Annotated in this window: 17 protein-coding genes and 1 pseudogene; 4 read left to right on the forward strand and 14 right to left on the reverse strand. The window is 57.5% G+C overall.

The genetic code is table 11. The annotated features are described in order from the left end of the window. Window positions 1–27: 27 nt before the first annotated feature. Window positions 28–1659 (forward strand): hypothetical protein, encoded by a 1632-nt coding sequence (locus ACA047_RS21965; protein WP_497352904.1) that lies wholly within the window; start codon window positions 28–30, stop codon window positions 1657–1659. A 330-nt stretch (window positions 1660–1989) separates the two neighbouring features. On the opposite strand, the gene ACA047_RS21970 is transcribed toward ACA047_RS21965, so the two are convergent. The 6 genes from ACA047_RS21970 to ACA047_RS21995 all read right to left on the reverse strand — a co-directional run bounded on the left by ACA047_RS21970 (window position 1990) and on the right by ACA047_RS21995 (window position 10762). Continuing rightward, window positions 1990–4743, reverse strand: coding sequence for a hypothetical protein (locus ACA047_RS21970; RefSeq protein WP_497352906.1), 2754 nt, complete (start codon window positions 4741–4743; stop codon window positions 1990–1992). A 105-nt stretch (window positions 4744–4848) separates the two neighbouring features. Continuing rightward, window positions 4849–5766, reverse strand: coding sequence for a halovibrin HvnA (locus tag ACA047_RS21975; protein WP_497352908.1), 918 nt, complete (start codon window positions 5764–5766; stop codon window positions 4849–4851). A gap of 92 nt (window positions 5767–5858) precedes the next feature. Further along, window positions 5859–6770, reverse strand: coding sequence for a hypothetical protein (locus tag ACA047_RS21980; protein WP_497352910.1), 912 nt, complete (start codon window positions 6768–6770; stop codon window positions 5859–5861). A 92-nt stretch (window positions 6771–6862) separates the two neighbouring features. Beyond that, window positions 6863–7768: a halovibrin HvnA gene (locus ACA047_RS21985; RefSeq protein WP_497352912.1), complete on the reverse strand. Its 906-nt coding sequence runs from the start codon at window positions 7766–7768 to the stop codon at window positions 6863–6865. Between the two features lie 114 nt (window positions 7769–7882). After that, complete coding sequence (locus ACA047_RS21990) at window positions 7883–9382, reverse strand: hypothetical protein (protein WP_497352914.1); 1500 nt, start codon at window positions 9380–9382, stop codon at window positions 7883–7885. Between the two features lie 417 nt (window positions 9383–9799). Next, entirely contained in the window at window positions 9800–10762 is a 963-nt protein-coding gene (locus ACA047_RS21995; RefSeq protein ID WP_497352916.1) for an NAD(P)H-quinone oxidoreductase, read from the reverse strand. A 139-nt stretch (window positions 10763–10901) separates the two neighbouring features. Here ACA047_RS21995 and ACA047_RS22000 point away from each other — a divergent pair, with 139 nt between their 5' ends. After that, window positions 10902–12980: a carboxy terminal-processing peptidase gene (locus ACA047_RS22000; protein ID WP_497360482.1), complete on the forward strand. Its 2079-nt coding sequence runs from the start codon at window positions 10902–10904 to the stop codon at window positions 12978–12980. A gap of 130 nt (window positions 12981–13110) precedes the next feature. Beyond that, a complete protein-coding gene (locus ACA047_RS22005) occupies window positions 13111–14892 on the forward strand; it encodes a bifunctional diguanylate cyclase/phosphodiesterase (protein ID WP_497352918.1) in 1782 nt (593 codons plus the stop codon). A 281-nt stretch (window positions 14893–15173) separates the two neighbouring features. Here ACA047_RS22005 and ACA047_RS22010 read toward each other — a convergent pair whose 3' ends face one another. The 8 genes and pseudogenes from ACA047_RS22010 to bamJ form a co-directional block, all read right to left on the reverse strand. Continuing rightward, window positions 15174–15590, reverse strand: coding sequence for a hypothetical protein (locus ACA047_RS22010; protein ID WP_497352920.1), 417 nt, complete (start codon window positions 15588–15590; stop codon window positions 15174–15176). A gap of 395 nt (window positions 15591–15985) precedes the next feature. Continuing rightward, complete coding sequence (locus ACA047_RS22015; protein WP_497352922.1) at window positions 15986–16345, reverse strand: hypothetical protein; 360 nt, start codon at window positions 16343–16345, stop codon at window positions 15986–15988. After that, window positions 16345–21132, reverse strand: a pseudogene (locus tag ACA047_RS22020) (RHS repeat-associated core domain-containing protein). Before ACA047_RS22020 ends, ACA047_RS22015 begins: the two are co-directional and overlap by 1 nt. A 206-nt stretch (window positions 21133–21338) precedes the next feature. Then, a complete protein-coding gene (locus ACA047_RS22025) occupies window positions 21339–21740 on the reverse strand; it encodes an SEL1-like repeat protein (RefSeq protein WP_497352924.1) in 402 nt (133 codons plus the stop codon). Then, on the reverse strand, window positions 21741–22112 hold the full coding sequence (locus ACA047_RS22030; protein ID WP_003179080.1) for a hypothetical protein: 372 nt from the start codon (window positions 22110–22112) through the stop codon (window positions 21741–21743). Continuing rightward, a complete protein-coding gene (locus ACA047_RS22035) occupies window positions 22109–22450 on the reverse strand; it encodes a helix-turn-helix domain-containing protein (RefSeq protein WP_497352926.1) in 342 nt (113 codons plus the stop codon). Before ACA047_RS22035 ends, ACA047_RS22030 begins: the two co-directional genes overlap by 4 nt. Window positions 22451–22563: 113 nt before the next feature. Beyond that, window positions 22564–23019: a YkvA family protein gene (locus tag ACA047_RS22040; RefSeq protein WP_497352928.1), complete on the reverse strand. Its 456-nt coding sequence runs from the start codon at window positions 23017–23019 to the stop codon at window positions 22564–22566. A 293-nt stretch (window positions 23020–23312) separates the two neighbouring features. Then, on the reverse strand, window positions 23313–24026 hold the full coding sequence (bamJ, locus tag ACA047_RS22045) for a BamJ family beta-barrel-assembly machinery protein (RefSeq protein ID WP_497352930.1): 714 nt from the start codon (window positions 24024–24026) through the stop codon (window positions 23313–23315). 267 nt (window positions 24027–24293) lie between these two features. On the opposite strand from bamJ, the gene ACA047_RS22050 reads away from it, so the two are divergent. Next, the gene (locus ACA047_RS22050; RefSeq protein ID WP_497352932.1) at window positions 24294–26099 is read left to right on the forward strand and encodes a di-heme-cytochrome C peroxidase; all 1806 of its coding nucleotides are present in this window, start codon (window positions 24294–24296) and stop codon (window positions 26097–26099) included. Window positions 26100–26127: the final 28 nt, after the last annotated feature.

Consider the following 26127-nt stretch of genomic DNA (forward strand, 5'->3'; position numbering starts at 1 on the left):
TAATCCGGCATCACCGGGGACGATAAGATGAAAAAACTATTCATTACGCTCATGGGGTCACTTTTATTCCTGGGTTGTGCAGAATATCGCCCTCATGAGCCAGAAACTTATCCTATCAACCACCTATCGGCACGCGCTGCCCCGGCCCCTGTTCAGCCGCTTCAAGGCCCAGAAGTAGTGGTTGAACTGCGTCGCCGCTATGAAGACACCAGAGTCGACTGCGGTTCGGCCAATAGACCGGCTTTTTTGTGTTCGGGGATTATATTGCGGGGCACGAGCCATTCAGAGAACAAGCCTTATGATGCCTGGGACCCCAGCGACACGGCGATACGTGTAGGGGGCACTTCGTTTTCTTACATACGCTCGGACTTCAATATAAAGCGCTTGGCATTCACCTTTGACAAGGGTTATATCTTCGCTCCCTACATGGACACGCCCGCCAATAAATTAAAGATAGAAATCCTGTGTTTCTTCCCCGTGGACGGGGCGTCGGACCATCGCTCCAACAAAGGCTGTGGTGTACATAAGGATGCCCCCTCAGTCAGTGAACCATGTGGTTTACAGAATATTAATACCGCCGAGCAGTGGCGCGATCATTACGTGACATATCCCCTAGGGATGTACCGCTGCGGCTTTGATGTCAGTAAAACCGCTAGTAACCCTACAGCCGCTATTTTTCATCAAGCTTTATTGACGGGCCCTTTGGTCTTCCCTATCGCTTTCAATGCACCCAATGATATGAAATTGGAAACCTGGCCCACTGGGATCCCTGGTCAGTTACCGATCGAGGCTTTCATGTATACCCGTGATACAGGCATAAGCTCGGTGCAACATGACCAGAGACGCTTTCATGATCTAACAGGCCGTGCTTTACCCATCATCAGAATCACCTTACCCAGCACTTTTCAGGAACAAGCCACATTTGAGTACCGAGAGGCCGATCAAGCCGTTTCTCCCGAAACACCGGAAAAACCCAAACCCAAAATCCCCAAAGCTTATAACGCGGAGGGTGACCGCCTGAAAGTGGACGATGTTTATACCGACGCTGTTGTATATGTTGAAATACCTCAATATCCCGACATGCATGAAAACGATACCATCAGGGCGCGCTGGCAAGGTCGGGTCAACTACAACAGTCCGATTATAGAAGTGGGTAATCCCCCCGGAAAAAGACTGATCCCGATTCCTCGCTTGGAAGTCATCGACAATATCGGTCTCCCTGTCGAGGTCGGCTATTCCGTCAAGGAAAAAGGCGTCGGCGAGACGAAAGAGTCGGAAAGACTGACACTGCATATCGACCCGCAAGCGGTCCATCCTTTACCGGCACCCAGTTACTCGGCCTCCAAAGTGACCGTGAACGATGGCGGTCAAACTGGCTACTCCGTCAGGGTTCGTTGGGCAGGTCTTACAAACCACGACACTGAGACACAGGATGTGACCACTGGCCAGGCCAATGTATTTGATATTCCCAGTGCCTGGATAACCGAAAACAGCGGGAAAACGGTGTTGATCAATTACTCAATTGTCCGCAAGAACAGCGGTGAGAAATGGATGTTCTCGCACGTGCTCAGAGTTAATGTTGCCCGTGCAGGTTTGCAACCCCGCCACTTAACTGAGCCTATGCTATCAGGACACCAAGGCCGACAACGGTATAACTGATCCAAGGGTAGCGGTGAACCATTCCTGGCCCACCGCGTCACCTCCACCGCGCTGCTGCTCAGCTCATCAAAAGGTCAATCTCAGCACACGTTTCAGTCATAGGAACCGGGGGCGGGGTTCCAGGCATGAAAATCAGAAGAGGCGGCGGTACCGCGAAAAATAACACCCGTACATTTAAACGCCATTTCCTCGACATCATTACAGTAGGGGCGGGTATCGTTGTAGCGCCGTGTGATGTTCTGCGCCGTTTACGCCCCCGTCTGCACTGTAAAAGCATCACTTTTAGCGCGAGCAAGTTCAGCGTCCAAACATCAGCCGTCACGCCTGGGGCTATTCCACATTTACTCTCAAATACTGCGAGAAGTTCAGCGGGCTGCTGCCATTTAATCGCACCGAATAATTCACCCACACGAGGGTTCCAGCACTTTCCTCCACCCACTCCAACGGCACGGTGAAGGTATAGGGTTGGTTCGCATTGACGGCTGTTCGTGCGCCCTCACGCACTTGTGGGCCAGTCCATCGAACCCCGATATCGTACCCAGCCAACGAGCTCGTATTACTCACCGTTACCTGTCGCGTCGTGCTGTTGTAAACCGGTGCCTCCAACGTCTCAAAATCCTGTTGGTCAATGGTCAGGAACAGAGGCTCGGATTGCCATGGTGTACTTGCAGCAGGCGATTTAATCGTATACCTGACCTCAACAGTCGAACCGATATCGTCGACGAACACCCTTCGTGGAATCCACAATGTGCGCTGCCCCGCAACAGGATTGTCCTCGGTGTAAGTATGCTCACGCCCCACCCAGATGATATTGAGGATATGGGTGTAGGCCATGCCGTGATAGCGGGGCACGACGATTTCCAGAGACTCAGCCCGATATAGATCCTTTTCACCATTGAACCCGATCTGCACTCGATCGCCCTTGTTGTTATAAGCGTTAGGGACCGTTGGTTTGACCGGCAGGATGACAGCAAAGCCCAGGGGCATCGACCCCAGCCCCGAGTCCACATCCCTGGCCTCGAGACGGTAAACCTTGATGCTCAGTTCAGTCAGGGTAATGGTCCACTTCGTGTCGATGACCGGGACAGGCTCGCCGACCGGCGTGTCGCCATCGTAGAGTTGAATCTGTTGCGCGCTTGTCGCAGTGGCGGTGCCGGTCACCGTCACACGGGTCTGGAATGTCAGGCCGTCGATAACAGAACCATCGGCGTCCTGGATGTCATCCACGGTCGGCGCGCCTTTTACCCAAATACTCATTTCCAGCACTGCAGACGCACTCCGCCCAGTGGTCCGCTCGATCCAATACATCGCCTTGACGGTACCGCCGCGATTGTCGTCGATCAGCGCGGCCGAGATATCGAACGACACATCCGTTTTATCGGTTACCGAGTCGAGCGTGGTCCGATCCCGGTAGCGCCCGGTGATCGAGCCCCACCAGAGGATATGCACCACATCCCCTTCGATTTGCCCCTCATACTTGCGCACAGTCAACTCAGTGCCCGCCGTGACATCGGCCGGGTCCAGCAGCCCATCACTCTCTCCCGCCACATCAGGCTCAGGCAATTGGGCCTCTGGCCACCCAATGCTCAGTGGGGCGGCGTGCAGGGACTCATGCTCGATGAGCGACCCGTCCACCCCAGCACTCTGCAACCAATAGAACAATTGCAACGTGCCGTTATCGATGGCCCTCAGGTGTTCGCCGCCGACGTTGATAACAATTGGATCCGGCCCCGCGGCTTCAGCCTCGCTGATTGAGCGTAGCTCCAGCTCAGGCATGTAGACCTCACCGCTTTCCCTAGTCCCCTCCCAGACCAGTTTTACAATGTCGCCCGCCTCCATCGCGTCGTCCCAGGGAACCTCGATCCGGACAGTGGGCAATTGCGGGTCAAGGGTACCGGCAAACTCGTCAGGGGCGACCGGGGCGGCCAGCAGCGAAGGACGTCCAATCAACTGCGGTGAAAAAATCCTGGAGAGCAGATCCGGGCTACTGTCGGCCTTGATCAGGCGGTAGGAAAAACTCACATGAACACTGCCAATCAGGGCCCGGACATCCGCACTGGGACGCGCGAACTCAAGCACGCCAGGAACATTGGTGATCACTTCTTTCTCGTAGATCACTTCCACCGTCTCACCGCCCACGGTCGCCCCCGACAACCGCACTTCAACCTCATCGCCCACCGCGAAATCGCTCCCCACCGCATAGATCTGGAAGATCAAATCGGCCCTGCGCACCTCATCCATATCCAGAATCAGCCTGAATACTTGCTTGATCAAGGGAGCATCGAGACGCGCACGACCGGTATTGATCACCAGCCGCTCGGCGGCGCTCCAGTCCTCGGAGCGGTTATCAACCATATCGTGAATCTTGAAGGCCACGACGAGACCATAACTGTCGGTATCCCCGGTCGCCAGAACAGTGGCTTGCTCAACGGTGATCACAATAGGATGGTTCTCGGGGTCCTGGACTTGCTCCTCGGTCACAGGCTCGAGCGGCGAGACGAGCTGGCCGCCCCAGGACAGCGTGATCCGGTCACCGATGGCCATGAACGGGTAAGGCTTGATGGTAATCGGCACACCGAGCACGGCAGCCTCGCTGTCTATCACGGCGGGCGGCAGAAACTCGGGCGCGATGATCATCGCCAGCTCGGAATGACCGAGGTCGGGGTTCTCGTCCTTCCCGCCAGGAGGAGCAGCGTCAATTTTGATGTGGATTTTCGTAACCACCGAAGGTTCCGGCGCCCCGCCATCGTGCCTGATCACATCGTAATTCAGGTCATAGGCTCCATCGACCAGGCCTAGCGACGGGATGTAAAGTATCAGTTCGTTACCCACCTGATCAGGCTCGGTAATGCTGCCCGTCAGCACGGGAAAATCATTGACCTTGACTCTATAACTATCGCCTACGCTCATGGTGAGCCAAGGCGCAATGATCAGCTTCAGGCCTTTATGGGGAAAGTCGAGCCGAGCGGCAACGATGTTGATACCCAGCGTGTTTTCAGCGGCCGGAGGGTACGCGGGCACGCTCCCCGGAATCTGTATTTGCTCAAGAGCGAGTGGAGTATTTCCGGAAAGCTGAGTAGACATGATGGGGTCTCCAGTTAACAACGGGCCCGTGATGGATCGACGTACCTGATTGGAGTCGGGACAGGCACTGGATGTAAGCGCTCCCAACGTCACCGGCTCGTCAACTCACGGCTGTACGCCAGGGCTCCACTGATCCGACGCGCGGTACTCAAAGGTCGCACTGGCGGTCGCCACTGCGGGTAGCGTCATGCGGATGATCGGCAGCAGGGTTTCGGTGACCTGATAAAAATCCTGTTGATCCGCTTGGGCGCCTGCCAGCCCGCCGGTTCCCTCGGGGGTGTAGAAAAACGCTTCGATCGGCAGCCTGTCACCGATATCCTGTTCCCAAGGGGTCAGTATCAATTCGTTTTGCACATCAAAAGACTGCGTCCCCAACAAGCCCATCGCCTTGAGGGTCTCATCGAACGCTTCAGCGGACGCAACCCCGCCGGCTTCATTAACTTTGAAGCCGCATTGACGCCAGGGAAGTGATCCAGCCTGCTGGGTAAAGTGAGTAAGCCATTGTGCAGCGGTGCGCACACCTTGCACTTGGCAAGGCCTGCTTTCAGGGTAGTTCGGACGTTGACCGCAAGCATCAGCGACCCTATGCTCCGTCCCACCATCTACAGGAAAAGCACAGCGCACCTCGATAGTGTCTTTGCCCGCTGTCCGATCATTCTCCGGGTAGAATATAAAACCATGATTGTAGTGATAGACCAGTGTCTTGAACTTTGCATCCGTTCGCAGGTAGGAAAATGAAACACCGTTTCTGTCATAAGAACCGGGGGCGGGGTTCCAGGCATGAAAAGCAGAAGAGGCGACGGTACCGCGAAAAAGAATACCCGTGCATTTAAACGCCATTTCCTCGACATCATTACAATAGGGACGGGTATCGTTGTAGCGTCGCGTCATATTCTGAGCCGTCTGCTCCCCCGTCTGTACTGTAAAAGCAGTAATATCGACCGTCTGGTGTTGCTGTTGCTGTTGCGCGGCACAGCCCAATAACAGGATAAATCCAAGAGACATCAAGCCAAATTTTTTCATAACCAACCTCCCAGGCACGGTCTTTCAACCGACAGATTCAAGCACTTGCCTATCAAAATAAAAAAACTTCATTGCTCAATACGGGTACACCGTTAGTTGCCCGGCACCCATTGTTCATTTGCAAAAAATTCAAAGGTCGCATCAGCGGTCGGCGCCGCGGGCAGCGTTATACGGATGATCGGCAGCAGGATCCTGGTAACTTTATAAAAATCCTCTTGATCCGCTTGGGCGCCTGCCAGCCCGCCGGTTCCCTGGGGGGTATAGAAGAACGCCTCGATCGGCAGCCTGTCACCGATATCCTGTTCCCAAGGGGTCAGTATCAATTCGTTGTTGATATTGAAAGACTGCGCGCCCAACAAGCCCATCGCCTTGAGGGTCTCATCGAACGCTTCAGCGGACGCAGCCCCACCCGCTTCATTAACTTTGAACGCACATTGACGCCCGTGTTGTGATCCAGCCTGCTGAGTAAAGTGAGTAAGCCATTGGGCAGCGGTACGCACACCTTGCACTTGGCAAGGCCTGCTTTCAGGAAGGTCCGGACGTTGACCGCAAGCATCAGGGACTCTTAGCCCCGTCCCAGCATCCATAGGCAAAGCACAGCGCACCTCGATCGTGTCTTTGCCCGGTGGCAGATCATTTTCCGGGTGGAATATAAAACCGTGATTGTAAGCAAAGGCCAGCGTATTGAACTTTGCATCCGTTCGCAGGTAGGAAAATGAAATACCGTTTCTGTCATAGGAACCGGGGGCGGGGTTCCAGGCATGAAAAGCAGAAGAGGCGACGGTACCGCGAAAAATAACACCCGTACATTTGAACGCCATTTCCTCGACATCATTACAGTAGGGGCGGGTATCGTTGTAGCGTCGTGTGATGTTCTGCGCCGTTTGTTCCCCCGTCTGCACTGTAAAAGCAGCAATACCGACCGTCTGGTGTTGCTGTTGCTGTTGCGCGGCACAGCCCAACAACAGGATAAACCCAAGAGACATCAAGCCAAATTTTTTCATAGCCAACTCCCAGGCACGGTCTTTCAACCGTCAAATTCAAGCACTTGCCTATCAAAGTAAAAACAATTTCATTGCTCAATACGGGTACACCGTTAGTTGCCCGGCCCCCATTGTTCATTTGCAAAATGCTCAAAGGTCACATCAGCGGTCGCCACCGCAGGCAGCGTCATACGGATGATCGGTAGCAGAATTCCGGTAACCTTATAAAAATCCTGTTGATCCGTTTGGGCGCCTGCCAGTCCTCCGGCTCCCTCGGTGGTGTAGAAAAACGCTTCGATCGGCAGCCTGTCACCGATGTTCTGTTCCCAAGGGGTCAATATCAATTCGTTTTGCCCATTGAAAGACTGCACTCCCAACAATTTCATCGCCTTGAGGGTTTCATAGAAGGCTTCGGCGGACGCAATCCCGCCCGCTTCATTAACTTTGAAACCGCATAGATACCTGCCTTCTGGTCCATACTGCTGGAAGTGAGTAAACCATTGTGCCGCGGTGCGCACACCTTGCACTTGGCAAGGCCTGCTTTCAGGGTAGCCCGGATACTGACCGCAAGCATCAGAGCCCCTTAGCCCCGTCCAACCGTCTACAGGAAAAGCACAGCGCACCTCAATGGTATCTTTGCCGCTGGGCCGATTATTTTCTGGGAAAAAAACAAAACCATGATTGTAGTCATAGGCCAGCGTATTGAATTTTGCATCCGTTCGCAGGTAGGAAAATGAAACACCGTTTCTGTCATAAGAACCGGGCGCCGGGTTCCAGGCATGATAATTAGGAGAATTCACAGTACCGCGAAAAAGAACCCCCGTGCATTTAAATGCCATTTCCTCAACGTCATTACAATGGGATCGGGTATCGTTGTAGCGCTGCGTCATGTTCTGTACCGTTTGCTCACCCGTTTGTAATGTGAGGGCAGCAATACCGATCGACTGTTGCTGTTGTTGCGGCGTGGCACAACCTAATAACAGGACAAACCCAAGACTCGTCAGCCATAGTTTTTTCATGACAAACCCTCAGGCAAGCCTGTCGTAGAAACAAGTTCTTCGACAGGCCCACCTACAAATAACGTCTTTTATTCACTAAGCCTTGTTGTTCGCAAAAAAGCCCTGATACGCGGACTAAAGAGGCAGCCTCAGGTAATGCGAGAACAGTATCGGATTATTAGCATCCAGTCGCAGGGTGTAATTCAATAACACTGTACGCCCCGCATTTTCCGCTACCCACGTCGGATCGACAGTAAATATATAAGGACTGCTGATATCCACGGCGACCTCCGGACCGTCACGTGTCACGACACCGTCCCAGCGCACCCTGATTTTGTAATTTTGCATTAAGCTGGTGTCTCTTACCGTCACCCTTCGCGACGAACTGTCGTATTGACTTTCAGGCAAGGGTAAATCCTGCTCATCCACAATCACGCGGAGGGACTCGGACACCAGCGCATCGCTCGAGGCACTCGTCTGAACGGTATAAGTCAGGTCGGCACTAACACCAATACAGTCGACGAAGTGCTCTCGTGGCACCCGTAATTCCCGTTGTCCCGAGACCGGATTGGGTTCGGTATAGGTGACTACTCGCCCCTTCCAGATGACGTTGAGAATATGACTGAAATGCGCGCCAACGTAAGAAGGCACTACAACCGTTAGATAGTCGTCGTAGTAGAGATCCTTTTCCCCACGAAACCCCATCATCAAGCGATTGCCGGCCGTGTTATAGGCTTTGGGAAGCGTTGGTTTAATCAATTGAGTGATTGTAAATGCCTTGGGATCCGACTCCAGCGCGGCACCCACAAGCCTGGCGGTCACACTGTAAACGTTGACCGTCAGATTGCTCAGCTGATGGCTCCATGACGTGCCCGTTACGTTAAATTGACTACCGATTGGACTGCCATTTCCGTATAGCTGAATCACGTCACCATTACTGGCCGTACCGGTGACTGTGAGGCTGGTATCAAGGGTGAGCCCACCCTCTGGAATGTCATTGCCTTGACGGTCTTGCACTGAGGTGATAACAGGCGCAGTCAGTTGGTCAAGATGGATATCCAAGTACTTGGGTGCGGACTGGTTGAAGTTGCCCAGTTGGTCGGTCGCCGAAAACCTGGCGAAGGTTCTGGGGTTGTCACCCACTCGTCGAAAGGTTTCGGTATAAAGAGTCGTCGCCATTGGTTCGGACGGACTGGTCACATCCAGTGGAATCGTCTCGGTGCCCAGTTGGAAGCGAACGGTGTCATGGGCCCGCTGGTTCGCGTAGTTGAAACCGAACCTCACGCCTTCGGCGGCCCGCGCGACACTGATCCCATCTTGCTCAACATCGCTGGGGATCACCAGATCCATGTCTATGACCGTATCATCTGGGTCATTCGCCCCCGGCGACAGCAGGTGATACAGCACCAAAAGATCCCTGGAGTCTTCGCTGTTTCCACTTATACGGCGCACTTTGTAGTGCAATCGGTTGACCCCATTACGCAACCGCCCATGGGGAATGTGCAAGACAATGCGATTTGCTTCCTCGCCTGCCTTGACGGTCGCGCCATCCACAGGAGTGGGGTCATCATTGACGTACAAGTCAACACGATCACCTGCCGCCATAGTCCCGGAACGCTCCTGGAACTCGGTCAAAGGGTCAATCCAACACTCACAACCGTCAGGCTCGTTGTCATAAATGCGTTTCGTGATGCCCCCGTCCGCAGTGTTCTCCGGACTCACGGGAGACACCCAGCCTGGGATGTGCACGGGGAACAATTCAAACGGACTATTGGATGTAGAGGATTGGACGACCATCTCATGTTCTCCTGGTAGGTGATGTGTAACGAGACTCCCGGTACGGGGTCATCACACACCCAACAGGGAATAACGACTACTGTCAGAACTTACAGGTGAGCATTGGTTTCCGATGAGCGGTTGACTTGGGATGATTGGATATAATGTCCGCCACTTCTGTCAGGAACTGGCGGGACGTGCAGTTTTATGGGTACAGAGTCGCTCTGGTGGCGTTTTTTCGCTGGAGGACGTGAAATGCCATGTTCGGGATCTGCGTCAGTGCAACTGCCCGTCAATCACCAACACCAGCTTCCCTGACACCTTATTGCTCGCAAGCTCGGCAAACGCCGCTTCGGCGTCCTTGATTGCGAAGGTCCTGGCCAACTGCGGACTAAGGCGCTTATCGGCAAACAACGGCCACACCTGGTGCCTCAGCTCACTGATCAGGTCTGCCTTGAACTGATCGTCACGACTGCGCAAGGTCGAACCGAGCAATTGGATACGCTTGCCCAGGATTTGGGCCAGATCAAGCTCGGTCGAACGCCCGCCCATCAGACCGATCAACACCCAGCGACCGTCAACTGACAAAAGTTTCACGTTGAGTTTGGCGTAGCTGGCGCCCACCGGATCGAGGATTACATCGAAGGGGCCGAAGTCGTTCAGGCTGTTTATGTCATCGGTGCGCACGACCCCGCCCTGGGCGCCCAGCGCCTCGCAATAGGCCAGGCGCTCAGCCGAACCGACACTGACCCAGCACGGGTTGCCGAACGCCTTGCACAGCTGGATCGCGGCCGACCCAACGCCACTGGCCCCGGCGTGTAGCAGCACTTTTTCACCCGGCTTGATCTCGGCAAGCTGAAACAGGTTCAGCCAAGCAGTGCCGTAGACCTCAGGCAGCGCGGCCGCTTCGGCCAACGACAAGCCCTCCGGTACCGGCAACACATGCCGGCCATCGACCACCACTTCTTCGGCCATCCCACCGCCGGCCAGCAAGGCGCAAACGCGGTCGCCGATCTGCCAGGACGAGCCCGGCCCGACCTCGCTGATCACCCCGGAACACTCCAGCCCCAGCACCTGACTGGCCCCGGGCGGCGGCGGATAATGTCCGGCCTTTTGCAACAAATCGGCCCGATTCAGGCCGGCGGCGGCAACGCGGATGCGAACTTGCCCTACATCACACACCAGATTCGGCTCATGAGCCCATACCACTTGGCCTTCAACGCCTTGCAATGCTTTCACGGTGCCTCCATAGTGAGTCTCGACTGGGCCCGCTGCTGTAACGCCGGGCTTTCTTGCATTATGCGCCCGGGCCACATGGAACCGGCGACTTCAAAGACGGCCTAATATGCGTTATCAATTGTCCCTGCGTCGAATCAGCATGAAGCATCTGTTCCCCAGCACCACCCTCGCGCTTGTCATTGGCCTCAGTCTGTTGCCGCTGTCGAGCGATACGTTCGCAGCCAACAGTTGGGACAAGCTTCAGCCCGACCGTGACGAGGTGATTGCCAGCCTTAACGTCGTTGAGTTACTCAAGCGTCATCATTACAGCAAGCCGCCGCTCGATGACGCGCGCTCTGTCATCATCTACGACAGCTACTTGAAGCTACTTGATCCGTCGCGCAGTTATTTCCTGGCCAGCGACATCGCCGAATTCGACAAGTGGAAGACCCAGTTCGACGACTTCCTCAAGAGCGGCGACCTGAACGCAGGGTTCACCATCTACAAGCGCTACCTGGACCGCGTAAAAGCGCGTCTGGATTACGCTCTTGCCGAGCTGAACAAAGGCGTCGACAAAATCGATTTCAACACCAAGGAAACCTTGCTGGTAGAACGCAAGGACGCACCTTGGCTCAAAAGCACAGCCGAACTCGATGACCTGTGGCGCAAACGCGTCAAGGACGAAGTGCTGCGCATGAAGATCGCCGGCAAGGAACCCAAACAGATCCAGGAAACGCTGACCAAGCGTTACAAGAACCAATTGGCCCGCCTGGACCAGACCCGCGCCGAAGATATCTTCCAGGCGTACATCAACACCTTCGCCATGTCCTACGACCCGCACACCAATTATCTGTCGCCCGATAACGCGGAAAACTTCGACATCAACATGAGCCTGTCCCTGGAAGGCATTGGCGCGGTGCTGCAGAGCGACAACGACCAAGTGAAGATCGTGCGCCTGGTACCGGCGGGGCCCGCCGACAAGACCAAACAGGTCAGCCCGGCGGACAAGATCATCGGCGTCGCCCAAGGCAACAAGGAAATGGTCGACGTGGTCGGCTGGCGCCTGGACGAAGTGGTCAAGCTGATCCGTGGCCCGAAAGGCTCGGTGGTACGTCTGGAAGTCATCCCGGCCAGCAATGCACCGAACGACCAGACCAGCAAGATCGTGTCCATCACCCGTGAAGCGGTGAAACTGGAAGAACAGGCTGCGAAGAAATCGATCCTGAACCTGAAACAGGATGGCAACGACTACAAACTCGGCATCATCGAGATTCCGGCCTTCTACCTAGACTTCAAGGCGTTCCGCGCCGGGGATCCGGATTACAAGAGCACCACTCGCGACGTCAAGAAACTGCTGACCGAGCTGCAGAAGGAAAAGGTCGACGGCGTGGTCATCGACTTGCGCAACAACGGCGGCGGCTCCTTGCAGGAAGCCACCGAGTTGACCAGCCTGTTCATCGACAAAGGCCCGACTGTGCTCGTGCGTAACGCCGATGGCCGCGTGGATGTGCTGGAAGACGAAAACCCCGGCGCGTTCTACAAAGGGCCGATGGCCTTGTTGGTCAATCGCCTGTCGGCGTCGGCGTCGGAGATTTTCGCCGGTGCCATGCAGGACTACCACCGCGCACTGATCATCGGCGGCCAGACCTTCGGCAAAGGCACCGTGCAGACCATCCAGCCGCTCAACCATGGCGAACTGAAACTGACCCTGGCCAAGTTCTACCGGGTTTCCGGCCAGAGCACCCAGCATCAGGGCGTACTGCCTGACATCGATTACCCGTCGATCATCGACACCAAGGAAATCGGTGAAAGTGCCCTGCCCGAAGCCATGCCGTGGGACACCATCCGGCCTGCGATCAAACCGGCCGTGGACCCGTTCAAGCCGTTCCTGGCCCAACTCAAGTCCGATCACGACGCCCGCTCCTCCCAGGATGCGGAGTTTGTGTTCATCCGCGACAAGCTGGCTTTGGCACAGAAGCTGATGCTGGAGAAAACCGTCTCCCTCAACGAAGCCGACCGTCGCGCGCAGCACGCCGATATCGAAGCCAAGCAACTGGTCATGGAAAACCTGCGTCGCAAGGCCAAGGGCGAAGAACCGCTCAAAGAGCTGAAGAAAGAAGACGAAGACCTGATCACCGAGCCGGAAAAAACCAAGCCCGAAGACGATGCCTACCTGAGCGAGACCGGGCGGATTCTGCTGGATTACCTGAAGCTCAACACGGCGATCGCCAAGCACTAAGATGATGGCAATTTAATGCTGACGCTCCCCGGAGCGTCATCAAACTGACATCATTCTGTCGTGAAATACAGGACTAGGCGCACTCTTGAACGGGTCGCGCCCAGTCCTTTTTTTATCGCCAGAGATTGCCATGACCACTACAGAACAGCTGAGTGCCTTGAGTTCAATCCTGGCTCAAAGCGGTTTGCACAGCCTGTTCCAACCGATCATCTGCCTCTCTGAACGACGCATCGTGGGCTACGAAGCCTTGACCCGCGGCCCGTCCAACAGCCCGCTGCATTCCCCCATCGCCTTGCTCTCCGTGGCCCGTCAGGCCGGGCGCCTCAGTGAGCTGGAGCTGGCCTGCCGCCGCAGCGCCTGCCAACGCTTCAACGAGCAAAAACTGCCGGGCAAACTCTTTCTCAACGTCTCGCCCGAATCCCTGCTGGAATCGGCGCACCAGCCTGGGCGCACGCTGCAACTGCTGCAAGATTTCGGCATCCCGCCCAGCCAGGTGGTGATCGAGCTGACCGAACAAACCCCGATCGATGACTTCCAGCTCCTGCAAACCGCCCTGCATCACTACCGGGCCATGGGTTTCTCCATTGCCCTGGACGACCTTGGCGCCGGTTACTCGAGCTTGCGGCTGTGGTCCGAATTACGGCCCGATTATGTGAAGATCGACCGGCACTTCATCGATGGCATTCACCAGGACGCCCTCAAGCGCGAGTTCGTCGGCTCGATCCTGAAAATCGCCCGGGCGTCCCGGGCCCAGGTGATTGCCGAAGGCATAGAACTGCCGGAAGAACTGGCGGTGCTGATAGAAATGGGGGTCGATCTGGTCCAGGGTTATCTGCTCGCACGGCCCCAGGAGCAGCCATCGCGGGACGCCAGAGCGCTGATGCCCAGGCAGGACAACTGCGCCGTATCGCTGACCGATGAGATCAACGACCTCGGGGCGCTGCTCAACGAGCAGCCGGCAGTGGCCCACGACACACCCACGGCCACCGTGCTGGAGGCGTTTCGGCGCCAGGCCAACCTCAACTCCCTGGCAGTGCTGGACGATCAGGACCAGCCCTGCGGCATCGTCCATCGCCATTCGCTCTCGGACGCTCTGCTCAAGCCCTTCGCCACCGACCTGTTCGCCCGCAAACCCATCAGCCGGCTGATGAGCGATGACTTCCTCGCGGTGGAATTGAGCCAGTCGTTGCAACAAGTCAGCCGCCTCATCACCAGCCGCGCCCGCCAACGTATCGAAGAAGACTTCATCATCACCCTCAACGGGGGTTACCTGGGGTTGGGCCGAGTGATCGACGTGCTCAAACTCATCACCGAACTGAAGATCCAACAGGCCCGCTACGCCAACCCACTGACCCTGCTGCCGGGCAACGTACCGATCCAACAATGCCTCACGCGCCTGCTGCAGCAACGGCAGGAGTCGGTGATCTGTTACGTGGACATCGACAGCTTCAAACCCTTCAACGACATATACGGCTACGGGCGCGGCGATGAAGTCCTGCTGTGCCTGGCCCAATGCCTGAACGAACGCATCGACCCCAGCCGCGACTTCGTCGGCCACATCGGCGGCGACGACTTCCTGCTGGTCCTCGGCCCGGAAGACTGGCGCAAGCGCCTGGAGCAGCTACTCAGCGACTTTCAGACCCACTGCCGCCGCTTCTACCGCCCCGAACATTTGGAAGCTGGGTGCTTCACCGCGCTGAATCGACAGGGGGTTCGACAGGAGTTTGCGTTGTTGTCGCTTTCGATTGGGGTGGTGCATTTGCGGTCGGAGGCTTGTGGGGAGCTGGATGCCAGCCAATTGGCTGAGCTGGCGTCGCAGGCTAAGCATCATGCTAAGGAGATTTTGGGGGGGAGTTTGTATTTGATTGATGGGGTGGAGCAGCAGGGGCCGGTGGTGGAGTTGTCGGTTTGAAGGGTTACCCGTTGGGCCAAAAACCAAACGACCGAGCGCCTGGCGATAACCTGTTTAGGACATGATTACCCTGTGGCGAGGGAGCTTGCTCCCGCTGGGCTGCGTAGCAGCCCCCCTGAACAGCGCCTCGGTGTGTCTGGCTGATCGAGCAGGCTGCTTTGGGACTGCTTCGCAGTCCAGCGGGAGCAAGCTCCCTCGCCACGAAAAGCGGCCCGGCGATCAAAGAGGTTTCTCGGGCACCATGCCTGCGAGGTCATTTCACCATATTTGCCTTATCTGAACTACCAGGTTGCTGGGTCTTCTTGGTTGGCTTTATCTAGATCTTCGCCCCATTCTTCAGCTAGATACTTATAGATATCCTCAAAAAAAACTCTGAAACCCCTCATTTCGTCCCATCCCGGTGGAAGGGATGAATGTGAAACCACTTCGTGTTCGAACACCTCACCAAAATCGTACTCTGGATCGTCGAGTGCAATTGCGAGCACACAAAAAAATAAAAATTTATGGCGATAGCTTAGATTTCTAAAACGATGGACCACGTATTTATAAATCAGCTCTTTCCGATCTTTGGCACAATCGAGATCATACTGCGACAGCTCCTCACCCAGAGTCTCCTCACAATCATATATCTCGAAACCGCCAAGAAAATGACTGATCTGAGGTTCATAGAGCCGATCAAGAAACGGATGCATCAACATTAAAACCTCCTACAGGATAAGCAGCGATCGGACGTAGTGTTTCGTAATCGAACCTGACTTCGAATACATTAATTTCGCTTTGAAATATTGGATTCTCTCTGTCATTTACGTTGGGTATGTATCCCTGCCCAACCTTGGGCATATACATACGCACGACTGGATTCCCTCTCTTGTCTTCGCCGGTAAAACGTGGAAGACCTCTTGCTTCTCGGGTCAACGCTTCATTTATAGCTTGATGCTGTATTCGAAAACTATTGAACTTTGTACTGCAGTTAGCGTTCCACTGCCTCGACTTGGGGGACTTTACATTTCCGGCTTGGCTTTCTGATGAACTTTCATTAGGTGTATACGAGCCGTATCTTCTGGACTTTCTCAAATGCAACTTCTCTATGAGCTTACGATTTTGGAGCATTCTCTGACTGATAGCGCTTGAGGCAGCTCAGCAATATTTCCATAAAGCGACGCTGATCCTTAACGTCATCATCAAAATACGTCGTTATCTTAGAAAAGATTTCATCAAAACTCGAACCACCCTCCAAATAAAACGAAATTTTTTCGATGAACCATTCTCGCTCATGAGATTGAAACGTCAAAAAATCTGGCTTAAGCAAACAATCAAATAACTCCAGCAACCCAGAATCCGAGTTAACATCCTTCGAGACGATAACCTCCTCTCTAGCCTCATCTATCGTATTCTCTATATCAAATACGAATAGTAGACTTCTGAGCACAACCATATCAGACGACTTCGTCATCACTCAAATTCCGTATAGCTAGTTATTGGAAGACCCGCATCATTCAATACCACTACTGCTTTCGTTTGCCGCCCATATTGCAACCCTTCTTTTTTATAACCCTCTCCTATCGTTCTCCCAAACTCAATCGGCTCGCGGGATTGCCTAAGGCCACTTTGCCTAAAAATTAGTTTCGCCCTAGATATAGCGTTCCATTGATCTCTATGACTTAGGAAGCGTGTCGCCGCCGAAGGAATTTTCGGCTGACCTTCTCTACGGCCCCTGGTATAAACTTCAATCTCCCCGGTCCCCGGATTTCGGCCTGTCGTGACGCGCTCTAGCTGAGCATCCGCCGTAGTCTGAGCACCATGTTTCTGTAAGAAATGCGCGCCATCAATTGATCGTTCCATCTCATCCAAACGCCGATAGATATTCGCTTCCGCCAACGCATCCATCCGCGCCCGCCGCTGCTCTGCCGTCATCGGCAGCGCCGGCTCACCCTCATCCACTCCAACCTTCGCCGCCGGATCCTGATCCCCAACCGCCGGACTACACCCACCCTTCCCCGGACAATCCACCAACCCCAACGGATCTACCCACCCCGTCGGGTTCAAGGTGTACCGATACCCATTGAGCCCTCCCGCCAACTTGCTCGGGTCGGGCGTCAAATAGCGGCCGGTCTCGGGATTGTAGTAGCGATGCCGGTTGTAGTGCAGGCCGCTTTCGGGGTCGAAGTATTGGCCCTGGAAGCGCAGCGGTTGGTCAAGCTGTTCGCCGCCACCGTGCGCAAGCTCGGCGAGTGTGCCGTAGCCGCTGTAGCGCGCGGACCAGACGATTTCGCCGCTGTAGCTGGTCAGTTCCTGGGGCGTGCCCAGGTGGTCGAGGTGGTAGTAGAACGGGCAGGCGTTGAGGCCTTGGCCATCAAGCATGACCAGCGGGCGGAAGGTGCCCGGTTCGTAGACGTAGCTGCGGTGGTGGCGCGGGCTGCTTTCGGCGACGACCTGGTCGCCCTGCCAAAAAAATTCGGTGGTCAGGCCGTCCACCGTCTTGCTGATGCGTCGGCCGAAGGCGTCGTAGCGGTAGGACGTTTCACGGCCGTCCGGCGGGGTGACGCCAATCAGGCGGTGCTGGCTGTCGTAGCGGTATTCGGTGACGAGGCTGTGGGCCTTGCCACGCCGTTCGCGGATCAGGTTGCCGAAGGCGTCGTAGTCGTAGTGGCGGTCGCCCTCCATCAGCAGGCGGTTGCCCTTGAGGGTGGTCGGGCCGGGACGGTCCTGCATCAGCAGGTTGCCGGCCGGGTCGTGGGCGAAGTGTTCCGCGGGCTCGGTGTGGGAATAGTCGATGCGGACCAGGCGATCCAGCGCGTCGTATTGGTAGCGGCGTCGGTTTCGGTTGTCGGACAGGACCTCGAGATTGCCCTTGGCGCTGTAGGCATAATCGCGCCAGATCAGTTGCTGCTGGCTCTGCCACACGGTCTGGGCCTTGAGGCGGCCCTGCTCGTCGTAATCGTACTGGCTGCGCAGCAGGCCCTGCTGGCGCTGCCGTTCGCGACCGCCGTGCACTTGGTGCTCGGTGAGGCGCGCGCCGTTCAGGTCGATGGCGCTTAGCGCCCCGCCCGGGGCGTGGTGGAAGTCGAGTTTGCTGTCGTCCGGCAGGCGCAGGTGGTTGAGGCGCCCGCAGGCGTCGTAGCGATAACGCAGGGTGCCCCACCCCTGGTGCTCGGTGACCAGCCGGTCCTGGGCGTCGTATTCAAAAGCCAGCGGATGGTCCGTGCCGTCGTTGACGTGGACCAGCCGGCCCAGCCCGTCGTAGCGGTACTGGACCGCCTGGCCGTCGGGCAAGGTCTTGACCAGCAGCCGCCCGGCCGCGTCGCGCTGGTAGCGGGTGACGCGTTGGCTGCCATCCTCGCCGTGCTCGGTTTTCTCCAGCAGGTGCCCGTTGAGGTCGTAGGCATAGGCGCTGCGTTGGCCGTCGAAGCCGACTTGCTGTCGGATCAAGCCGTTGGGCGTGTAGTCCAGTTGATATTTTTCGCCGGATTCGTTTTCGATCTCGGTCAGCAACAGCCGCGCCGAGTCGTAGCGGTACTTCAGCTCGCTGCCGTCGGGGTTGAGGCGGCGGCTGATCAGGTGCAGGTCGTCGGCGTATTCGTAGCGGGTGATGCGCCCCTGCTCATCGCGCTCGGCGGTGACCTTGCCGTAGGCGTTGTAGCTCCAGGCACGGGTGGCGCCGCTGGGCAAGGTCGTCTGCAGCAAACGGCCCACGGCGTCCCACTGGTAGTGCGTGAGGGCGCCGTGTTCGTCCTCGCGGGTCAGCAAACGCCCCTGGGCGTCGTAGGCAAAACACCGCCGCCCCGCATCGGGCAGGATTTCTTCGCTCAGTTGGCCCAGGCGATTCCAGGTAAACCGATGTTCGCTGCTGTCCGGATAACGGATCGACAGCAGTTGCCCTTGGGCGTCGTAGGCATAGCCGGTGCGTTGTTGCTCCGGATCGATGAGCTCGATCACGTCGCCCTGGACGTTGCGCCGGTAGGTCCACACGGCTTTGCCGCGCGAACGGGCGTGCAGGAAACCGTTGCGGTATTCGTAGGACGTGGGCTCGTCTTCGGGCGGAATCAGCGCCACCAGCCGTCCGACTTCGTCGTAGCGGTATTGCGTGACGGCGCCCAGCGGGTCCTGTTCGGCGATCAGCCGGCCCTGTTCGTCGTAAGCCTTGAGGTGCTCGCCGCCATCGGGCTCGACCTGGCGCACCAGCCGCGCCCGCTCGTCGTGGACATACACCTCTTGGCTGCCATCGAGGTGTTGAACCGTGACGCTGCCGTCCTCGCCCCAGGTGTAACGGCTGTCCATCTGCGCAAACGAGGCCCAATGCCGTACGCAGCGGGCCGCCGGCCCGGCCAATTGCCACTCCCAGAAGAAACTCGCCCCGCCGGCCAATTGCCGCTGGAGGATGACGTGCTGGTCGTCGTAGTCGTAGCGTTCGCTTTCACCGGCGGCGTTGGTCGCTTCGATCAGTCGGAAACGGCCGTCGTAGCGGTAGGACACCAGCGTCTGCTCGGTGCGCCAGGCTTCGTCCAGGGTGAGGGCCGGGTGAAAGCTCTGGTAGTCGACGGCCACCAGGTGGCGCTGCTGGTAGCGCAAGCGCAGGCAGCGCCCGGCGCCGTTGTCCAGGCGGCAGATGTCGCCATGGATGTTGCGCTGGAGCGTCAGGCGGTTGTCGTACCGGTCGCTGAGGGCGGTCAGATGGCCGTCGCGAAAGTGTAGGAAAGGCGCGTTTTCGCCGGGCTGGGCGATGATCAGTTCGTCCGCCTCGGCGCCCAGGTAAATGGCCGCGCGGGCCAGGCTGTTGTGGATCGCCGGGCGCTGGGCGTTGGGCAGCGCAAAGGTCGTACGGCGGTTTTCCTAGTCGAGCCAGATGACCTGCTCGCCCTCGATCTGCAAGCGGTGCGCCAGGGCATGGCTCCAGCCGCGCCCGAGCCCCACGTCCAGGTCCGCCGCGCTGGTGCGGTACAGGCGGGTGAAGACAAACGGCAGCCGGCCATCGAGGGTGCCGTCCTCCAGGGTCAGCAGTTCTTCGCCGGTGACCATCGACACCGGGCAGCCGCTGGTTTGGGTCAGGACTGCGGTATCGGCACTGTCGCCGTTGGGGTTTTTCGATTGGGCCGGGACGTCGTCGTGGGGTTCGTCTTTTTTCAGTGTGGTATTGCGCTGCGCGTCCCAGCGCAGCTGCATCCGGCCTTTCTTCACCCCGGCCGCGATACCCCGCGCCGCCACGGTTTTGTAGCGGTCCACGTAGGTCATGAAGCCATTGACCACCGCGAAGATCGCGTTGATGAAACGCTTCGCAGCGCTCAGCAAACCCGCGCCCACCTTGCCCAGACGCAGCGACAGGTAAGCAGTCCCGGCCCCCGCCCCGGCGAAAGTCAGCACCACGCCGATCAGCAGGTCGATCAGCAGTTGCACCACCACCGTTGCAAGACCTTCGGCGGTTTTGCCAGCGATTTCGCTGGGTGGCAGCATTTCCAGCCAGAGACTGGCGGTGCGCACCAACAGGCACAAGGCTGCTTCGTCGCTGGCCAGCAGTTGCAGCTTGGCCATGACCAACGGCGTTTTTACCGCCAGTTCTTTTAGCTGATTAGCACTTTCGCCCAGTCGGTCTACGAACTCGCCGGGACTTTTGAGAATGTCCGAAAGCAGGCTGATGCTGTCCCACACCCCCTCGATCGCCGCCCAACTGCCGGCGAGCAGACCATTGCCCACCGCAGCCGCCGAAGTCGTCAACGACTGCTGCGCCCACTGCGGTTTGAAGCCTTGCCACTCACCGCGCAGCCAGTCCGTTAGATCCTTACTCAAGCCATCGTAGGAAGAAAACAGGTTGGCGATTTGCTTGGGGGTCACTGCGCTCTGCACATGAACCCGATAGGACTTGCCCTCCTCCCCCTTGAAGGTCCCCAAACCTTGGGCATCCAGGGTGACGGGCGTCACCTTGCCGCTGTCTACCGCCACCACATCGACCACGATGTCGCCCAGCGGGATGTCGTACACCGACTCGAACTTGCTCTCAATCGTCATCACCCCGCCCCGGGGGCACTGGACGACGGTGGAAAGGAAGTCATCGTCGCCCATGCTGACAGCGGTGGTGCTGTCGCCGAAGCGAATCAGCCGCTCCATGCCCATCAGAGAAGGCAGGTCGGCCGCATGGCTGGCCCGGTCCGCCGTCTGGCTGTACCAGCGGTCGAGATGCTCGCGGTAGAGCGTCAGGGTGCCTTTGAAGCTGTCGAGTTCCTGCTCGATACGCCGTACCTGATCCATCAGGACACGGCTCGATCAAGGGCCAACAGCAAAAAACGGTCGAACATGGGCAGACGTCTCGCAGCGCTCAGGAAGCGCGAGACTTTGCCGGGGATGACTGAGGAAATAAGTCAGGGAAAGAGGCGGTGAATGTAGGGCGATTCGCTAAATTCGCCCAGCATGCCAAGTGAACAAGGAAGATGTTTCCAAACAGCCTGTGGATAACGCTACAGATCGCGACCTTCGAGCGCCTTGAGTTTGATCTCGGCCAACGGATGCCCAGCCTTCGCCGCCAAGCCCCACCAGCGTGCCGCTTCGACCGGATCCGGCGCCTTGCTGGCCGTACCGGCCAGGCTGATCACGCCGACCTGATAGGCGGCCTTCCCATCACCTGCCAGTGCCGCCAGCCGCAGCAGGCGAACCCCTTCTTCCCGAGCGCCCAAGCCCTGGCCGCGAAACGTCAGGATATGCCCGTAAAAACTTTGAGCACCCACATCACCCAGGTTTGCCATGCGTGAGAACTGGCCCTCGAGCCACGCCCAGCCACGCGGCTGTCGGACGAACCATGGCCAATGAAACAAGCGTCGCGCCAACCAATAGCCGGCCCGCGCCTTGATACGCCAGAGCACTCAGGCCTCCGCCGACTCGGGGTACTCGTATTCGAACACCCGAACCACTTCCGAGGCATGCCAGGAAGCGGCGGCCACGCCATCGGAAGGCCCGGAAAAGCGCCCCAGGCGTTCAACGCATTCGAAGAAGCCGGTGCGCGGCAAGCGACTGGCGCCCTGGCTGATGACCAACGAACTGCGCAGCGGCTGTTCAGCCCGGGCATCCAGCGCAGCCAAGTGTTCAAGGGCTGCAGTCAAGGTCTGCATGGCCGGGCTGGGAAGCTGCAAACGCTCCAGCAAGGCGCGGTATGTCAACAAATGGCGCTGGCGGCGCGCCTGGTCCAATTCACCCAACAACCCGTCCCAATGCTGCCGACTGATGCGTACACTCACGATTCATCCCTCCAACCCGGCACCGTCAACTCCCAGGCCAGACTGCGCCGAATGGCGGCATCGGGCTGACGCTCGCCGCTTTCGATCAAGGCCAGATAAGACGGGCTGATACCTACCGTGCGGGCCAGCGCCTCGATGGCGATGCCCTTCCCTTCGCGCAAACTACGTAATTGATCCAGACCTGGGAGAACCTGGTCGGGTGCCGCTGCGTGACGAGCTGTGGCCTCACGTGGCGGTGCTTGATTGATGCCTGCTGCCTTCAACAACGACTGGTACTGATCCCACGGTAAAACCGCGTACTCGGGCTCTCCGTCGCGTGTAATGATTTGAATATCCATGTCTACCCCGTAGGACAACAACACTTAGCTAGTCAGCTTTTTTCCTTGGAAGTGTAATCCTAATAGCAGCTAAGGTCGCGGGGCGATGAATTCTCTGGGCAAACGTAACAGGATCAGTGCTTTTTCTGACCTTCGATCTGGAGTTGTTCAGGGGTGTCGGGAAGTCTTTCGACCCGTGCAAGCTGCTCGGGTGATTGCCGGTAACGCCAAGCGCGGAAGGCTTCAAGTTCACCGTCGAGGGTTTTCATGATCCATGCCAGCACGGCGATATCGTCGAACATGCCGAACATCGGTAAGAAGTCTGGAATCGCATCCAGGGGACTGAGGAAATACATCAGCCCCGCCACTATTGAAAGCAACGACTTGGCGCTGATGGCACGATACTCACCACGCCAATAGGCCAGGCACAAGGCCTGCAGCAAGCGCAGGTCCTCCTTGAGTTTGCCCAACCGGCCGCCCTCACGGGTCCCTTTGCTGGCCACGGCAAACAGCAGCGTTGGCAATCTACCGCGGGCCAGCAGGCGCCCTGCCAAGGGCAGAAATCGCGCAAAATTCCACGGTGCCTTCATTTTTTCCCCCTCTGAAATGTTATCCACACAAATTGTGGATAACCTTGTGAACAGAGCTGCATTTCAGCGCTGAAGCCCCCGTTTCATAAGGCCTAGGCTCAGATCGGGCGTTTTTTACTCACATAAAAAAACCCAATATTTCATTGACTTGACTAGCTGATTGCGGCTAGCACAGCACCTGTATTGCCTATGACTGCCGCCTGTGTTGTGCGTTCGGTTTTTTTGGTATTTACCGCAGCCCAGACGCGACAACGCCCCGCATAAGCGAGGCGTTGTCGTTATAGCAGACGCGATTACTTGGCTGCGTCTTCTTTTGCCGGATCCTTGATCGCCAGCAGCTCCAGGTCGAACACCAGAACCGAGTTGGCGGGGATGGCCGGGCTCGGGCTCTGGGCGCCGTAGGCCAGGTCACTTGGGATGTACAGCTTGTACTTCTCGCCGACATGCATCAGTTGCAGGCCTTCGACCCAGCCCGGGATCACGCCGCTGACCGGCAGGTCAATCGGGCTGCCACGCTCAACAGAGCTGTCGAACACCGTGCCGTTAGTCAGCTTACCGGTGTAGTGAACAGTCACAACGTCGGTCGGCTTAGGCTGAGGGCCATCGGCTTTCTTGACCACTTCGTACTGCAGGCCGGAAGCGGTGGTGGTTACACCTGCTTTCTTGCCGTTTTCTTCGAGGAATTTCTTGCCGGCGGCTGCCGACTCTTCGCTCATCTTGGCCATGCGCTCTTCGGCACGTTTTTGCAGTGCGGCAAAGGCGTCGACCAGTTCTTCGTCTTTCAGCTTCTGTTCTTTCTTGCCGACGGCATCTTCGATGCCCTGGGCAACTGCTTTGGAATCCAGGTCATCCATACCTTCCTGAGCCAGGCTTTTGCCCATGTTCAGGCCAATACCGTAGGAAGCTTTCTGCGCCGGGGTTTTCAGCTCTACGCTGGTCTGCGAGTCGCAACCCGCGAGTACCAGGCCAACCAGGGCCACCGCCGCCGCCAACCGATGCTGTTTCATGCTATTTCCTTGTTCATGCGCCTAAAGGGCAATCGAGTAAAGCCGCGAGCTTATCAGGCGGCCACGACCAATGGCTACCGGCATGTGAGCAGTAAAGCGATGATAAGTTCACGTCCGCAAACGCTTTTTAATCCCGGGCAGATGAAGCATCTGTCATCCATTATGTACAGGGACAAATTGCCGCTTCCCACAGCCCCCGGGTAATGGCCACTTGCCGGGCGCGCGGCACTGAGGCATAAGGGCATATCAAAAAACAAGGACGTTACCGTGCGCCTCCTCTCTCGCATTCTCTTGCTACTCCTTGCGCTGCTGCTCGTCGCCGTGGCCGTAGTGCTTTATTACGTCGCCAATCCGCGCCTGCCGTTCTATACACCTGCCGAGCAGGTGCATTACCTGGATCAATGGAGCGCCGCCGAGCGCCAGACGTATTACTTCACTCCCCAAGGCACCCAGGTCAAAGGCCTGCGCTACGACTGGTTCACGGCCCTCGAATTGCCGTTCTCGCAGCAACGCTTCGCTTCGCCCGAATACCTGGCGCGCTTCGGCTTCCTGGTCGACCCGGCGCAGAAAGCTTCGCCGGGCAATCCTGGCAACTTGCCGGTGGGTTTCACACGCCATCAGAACCCGGGCAGCACCGAGCAATTCTTGGACATCACCTGCGCGGCCTGTCACACCGGTGAATTGCGCTTCAAGGGCCAGGCGATACGGATCGATGGCGGCCCGGCCCAGCACGTTCTGCCTTCCAGTGTTCCGACATTGCGCGGTGGCAGTTTCGGACAGGCGCTGGTCGCCAGTCTGGCCTCGACCTACTACAACCCCTGGAAATTCGAACGCTTCGCCCGCCAAGTTCTGGGCCAGGACTACGACGCTCGCCATGAAGAGTTGCGCGAGGCGTTCAAGACCTCCTTGTACACATTCCTGCGCGTGGCCTGGAACGACACCCATCGCGGCCTCTACCCCACCGAGGAAGGCCCGGGCCGTACCGACGCCTTTGGCCGTATCGCCAATGCCAGCTTCGGCGACGCCATTTCGGAGAAGAACTACCGGGTCGCCAACGCGCCAGTGGATTACCCGCAATTGTGGGACATATGGACGTTCGACTGGGTGCAATGGAACGGTTCGGCCCAGCAACCGATGGCCCGCAACGTCGGCGAAGCGCTGGGTGTTGGCGCTACGTTGAATTTCTTCGACGCTCAGGGCAAGCCGTTACAAGGCGAGGCCCGATATCCCTCCAGCGTGCGCGTGCGCGATCTGCACAAGATCGAAGAAGCCCTTCAGTTGCTCAAGGCTCCGGTATGGCCAGAAGCGCTGCTTGGGGCGATCGATAAGCCTCTAGCCGCCAAAGGCCAGGCCCTATTCACCGAAAATTGCGCAGGCTGCCATGTGCCTAAAATGGTCCAGGAACTGACCCGGCCCGTTCAGTACCTGAACATGCTGCCGGTAAAAGTGATCGGCACCGACCCGGGCACCGCCAATAACATTGCCGACCACCGCTTCGACCTGACCAGCCTGCAATGGGACCCGGCCGAGCTGGCGAATCTGGGCGTGCAACTGCACCCTACGCCGACGGCGCCGCTGGACCTGAGTCAGATTTCGGCCGCCAAGGGCCTGGCCTACGTGACGGCGTTTGTCGAGGAGCGGGCTTACCGTGATGCCGGTGTGACTGCGGCCGAGCAACCGGTCCTGAATGGTTTTAACCTGCCCATTGGCGTGCGCGAATTGCGCGCCTACAAAGCCCGGCCGCTGGCGGGCGTCTGGGCCACGCCACCGTTCCTGCATAACGGCTCAGTGCCGACGATCTATCAGCTGCTGTCCCCCCAGGACGAGCGGGCAACCACCTTCTATAAAGGCAGCTTCGAATACGATCCGCGGCACTTGGGCTATCGCACCGAAGCCTTTACCAACGGCTTTCTCTTCGACACCCGGATTACCGGCAACCACAACAGCGGCCACGAATTCCGCGCAGGTGAGCGGGGCAATGGCGTGATTGGTCGTTTGCTGCAACCGCAGGAACGTTGGGCGTTGCTGGAGTACCTCAAGGTGCTCGGCGGGCCACTGGAGTCGCAACTGTAATGATGACCCCCTCAAGCGAAAGGATTTC

It is taken from the genome of Pseudomonas sp. LBUM1664 (assembly GCF_059695895.1).